The following is a 3,744-nucleotide window of genomic DNA, read 5'->3' on the forward strand; positions in this document are numbered from 1 at the left end:
GGGGTATGTATTTGCAGATTTTTTCCGCTCCAGGTTTTGCCGTCCAATTGTATTTCAGTTTGGTAGGTTGTATTCGGGGCAAGGTCATCCAAGTTGAGCAAGGCGGTATAAAACTCCCTGGCGCTGGTGCTCATTTCGCTGCTGCTTTCCCGTAAATGCGGCTGCTGGACAGGCCAATAAGCGATACTTACTTTGGCAGGCCCCATGGTTTGCAGCCAGATACTCGCCGAGCGTTGCGCCGGATATCCGGTCATGGGTCCGGCATGCAGGCTCGTGGCACGCGCAGGTACCTGCATGGCGAAAGCGGTCACGGGCAGGCTGAGGCCCAGCCCTAAGCCCAGCCCCGATCGGGCTATAAAATTTCTGCGTGAAATGTACATCGGTATTGGCTCCCTTTTGGATAGGATATTTGCTCCGGATGTTTGGGCTTCCGTGGCCGTAGCCATGGTCGCTGCAATCATCAGGGACGGTTTCTGTTATGAGCTATTCGTCTTGACCACTGAGTTTGAACTCCACCGAGATGCTCAAATCGAAGATTTTGTCCTTGAGACCTGCGGGGACGGTGGGCAGGCGCGCATTGCGCAAAGCAGCAATAGCGGCACTATCGAAGGTACTCATACTTCCTTTTTGCATGATTTTCACGTCACTAATCTGGCCGTTATGAAGGAAAAAGTGCAACTGTACCCGTCCATTTTCACCCAGCATTTTTGCAGATTCCGGAAAACGGACTGCTGCCTGAATGGCGCCTTTCACTTGTGCCAGATAGTCTTCGCGCACGGCCGGGCTCACCGGAGCAGGACTCTGCAGGGGAGGCGGTGGTGTCGCTATGACTTTGGGTGCCGGAGCTTGCACCGGGCTGGGCAATGGTGATGGGGGCACCGGAATTTTCTCCTGCGGTTTGGCAACAGGGTGTGGAACCGGCCGTGGCGTTGGTCGTGGAGTCGGTCGCGGTACAGGCTTTGGTTGTACCTTTGGCTTGGGCGTGGGTGGTAATGGTTTGGGCGGAGCGGGTGGCACCAGGCTGATGGTAACGGGGGCATTGATGGCTGCCGGTGGGGGGGGCTGTGTTGCGCTTTGCCAGATCAGCACGGCGACAAAAGCCGATTCAATGGCGGCGGCAATCATCAGCGCCTTGAGGTTGCCGTTACCGCTTGGCGCCTTGACCAGACTTCCCAGCGGACGCAAATCTGCGGACATCATGACACGGGTTTGGCGGCAAGGCCGATTGCGGTGACCCCGGCATGACGGCAGGCATCCATGACTTTTACCAGCGCCTGAATGTCGGCGCCCTTATCAGCGGCAATGGTTACCTGGGTTTCTGATGGGTTTCCCTGGCGCAATTGGGCTTCGAGATCCTGGAGGCTGATGGTTTTGTCCTTGAATTCCAGGGTGCCATCGGTATGCAGGGTCAATACCACTTTAGGCTTGGGTAATTCCTGGGCAGAACTGGAACCGGGAAGGTGCGCTGGTAGCCCTTGGCTGGGGATCATGTGGACGGTGATCATGATGAAGAAGATCAGCAAAAATAGCATGATATCAATCATCGGGATAATCTCGACACGTCCTTTTTTCATTTCGAGGTATTGCATGACTCAGGCCTCTTTCGCCGCATAAATGACCGGTTGGGTCTCGGTATTATTCAGGGCATGACTATGGTCCAGTCCGGACAAACGATTGATGAGCATGCTGCGCAAGGTTTCCATTTGATGAACAACAAAGCGCATCTGGTTTTGCAGGCCATTAAAACTGACCAGACCGATAATGGCGATGACCAGACCGGCTGCAGTGGTCATCAGTGCTTCAGCGACGCTTCCGGTAATGGCTGTGGGATTGTTGGCCACATCATTTAAAATCTGAAAAGCATGAAACATCCCGATAATGGTACCCAGAAGACCCAGCAAAGGAGCCAGGGTAACCGTGGTATCCAGGAGCCAAAGACGCTTATCCAGCAAAGGGACCTGACGCATGACCGCTTCCTGAAGAATCTCGGAAAGCTGTGCGCTGTCCTTGATATTGGGGAAACGGATAGGGACCTGGAGCAAAGCGCGAAAAGGAAATTCCGCAGAATCTGCGAGAGGGCGCAGGCTTTGCTCCTTAATGTCCGGAAGCTGTTCCAGGGCGCTCGCCATTTTTTCTCCGAGGCGACTCATGCGGCTTAAAAACAAAAAACGCTCTATGCTCACCCATAAAACGATCAAGAGGAGTACAGGCATGATATAAAGAATACCGCCGGATTTGGCGGCAACGCTGGCTATTGTTGAAAAGTCCATCTTGGTTCTCTCTTGTAAAAGTGCCTCTCCAAAATCACAAGGAGAGGCTGATTCGGTTATTTAATGCCTAGAAAGTGGCATCAATGGTCGCATAAACATTGGTAGGGAGATTGAGTTTCAGATTTGGATTGCTACTGCTGCCGGTATAGCTCTGCACAAACCGGCGATCAAACAAATTGTTCAGATTCAGACTGGCAGTGACGTTCTTGAAGCCCAGAGACTGGCCAAGGGGCGCATTTCTGAATGTGTAACGTAGAGAAGCGTCTGCAAAGAAACGGCTACCCAAAGGCAGGAATTTACCACCCAGGTTATAGTACGACTGCCCCATCTCATGGAGGGAAACTGTTGCTCTCAGGCCATGGTAACGGGCAATCAGCCCCAGTGCCTCGGTATGATGCGGAGCATAGGGAAAAGGCTGATGAGACGAGGTTAAACGGGCGTCGAGGACGCCGAAGTTGGCGTAGGCACTGAAAATGTCGTTCAGGACAACGTTATTCTGCCAGGAGAGGCCCTGATTGATGGCCGTGCCCGCGTTTGCCAGCACAGTCTGATTCAGCGATCCAACCAGTATGGTCGTACTTAAAATGTAGTTCTGGAAATCGACGCGGAAGGCCTGCAGACTGGAACTCCAGGGTCCAATATCCCAGTGTGTACCGACACTGTAAGTGTTGGCTTTCTGAGGTTTTAGCTCGGCATTGTAGGTTCCGGTATAAAACTGGTTGTATCCAGGGGGATTGGTATTTTGGGTAAAATTGGCAAATGCATGCCAATTGTCGGTGATGCGCAGGTTGGCACCCACAGAAGGTAATGCCGAGCCGAAATTTACATTGAATTGACCAGGCTTGTTTTGCGCCAGAGCCACTGTATTTTTAAAATCCCGGGTGACATAAAGATATTTAAAACCAGCTGCCAGGGTAAGTGCATCAACAGGCTTGTAAGTTAAATTGATATAGGGCTGATAGGTGTTGGTGACCACCGGCTCCGAATAGGAAGATCCAAGATAGGTATTGCTGGCACTGAAATAACGGGAATCGTGCAGTGTATTATTATGATTGAACCAGAAACCCAGTTCTGTGCTGACCGGACCAAGCGGATAGATGATACGGGCCAGATTCCCCCAGCGATGAGTATTGTTAACGCTATTTCCCAGTAAAACGCCATTCCTCGCAGGAGAAAATCTGCCAATCGTCCCTGCTGGTGTCAGTAGTGTCTGGGTATATGTAGTTGCGCTGGCGCTGAATCCATTTCCGTAGTAATAGTATAATTGATCGGAAAACTTGACCTTGCCAATTTCGCCTTCATATTTGGCGTAGCCCAGCCAGTTCAGGTACTGATTATAGTTATATCCCGTGTAATTATAATTGGCCTTGCCGTCCGGGAGTAGAGGATTGCTGGTATAACTGTTGTAATCCTGTCCATATTGAGTAATTTGCGCTGCTGTGGCACCATTATAATAGTTGAAGCGTTGATTGTT

At 51.4% G+C, this 3,744-nt stretch carries 5 protein-coding genes; all 5 read right to left on the minus strand.

What is annotated here, in order from left to right; translation table 11 throughout:
• On the minus strand, window positions 1–380 hold a 380-nt coding region (locus AC2VLY_RS03795), incomplete at its 3' end, for a DUF7800 domain-containing protein (RefSeq protein ID WP_486921787.1).
• Between the two features lie 103 nt (window positions 381–483).
• The gene (locus AC2VLY_RS03800) at window positions 484–1,200 is read right to left on the minus strand and encodes a TonB family protein (RefSeq protein ID WP_486921788.1); all 717 of its coding nucleotides are present in this window, start codon (window positions 1,198–1,200) and stop codon (window positions 484–486) included.
• Entirely contained in the window at window positions 1,197–1,589 is a 393-nt protein-coding gene (locus AC2VLY_RS03805) for an ExbD/TolR family protein (protein ID WP_300251277.1), read from the minus strand. Before AC2VLY_RS03805 ends, AC2VLY_RS03800 begins: the two co-directional genes overlap by 4 nt.
• Window positions 1,590–1,592: 3 nt before the next feature.
• Window positions 1,593–2,270, minus strand: a complete 678-nt coding sequence (locus AC2VLY_RS03810; RefSeq protein WP_486921789.1) for a MotA/TolQ/ExbB proton channel family protein — start codon at window positions 2,268–2,270, stop codon at window positions 1,593–1,595.
• 67 nt (window positions 2,271–2,337) lie between these two features.
• On the minus strand, window positions 2,338–3,744 hold a 1,407-nt coding region (locus tag AC2VLY_RS03815), incomplete at its 5' end, for a TonB-dependent receptor (RefSeq protein ID WP_486921790.1).

It is taken from the genome of Acidithiobacillus sp. TH-A36 (genome assembly GCF_057473445.1).

Bases quoted from the DNA above. Each gene is read 5' to 3' on its own strand.
- AC2VLY_RS03805 (WP_300251277.1), bottom strand. From the start codon at position 1,589: ATGCAATACCTCGAAATGAAAAAAGGACGTGTCGAGATTATCCCGATG.
- AC2VLY_RS03800 (WP_486921788.1), bottom strand. From the start codon at position 1,200: ATGATGTCCGCAGATTTGCGTCCGCTGGGAAGTCTGGTCAAGGCGCCA.
- AC2VLY_RS03810 (WP_486921789.1), bottom strand. From the start codon at position 2,270: ATGGACTTTTCAACAATAGCCAGCGTTGCCGCCAAATCCGGCGGTATT.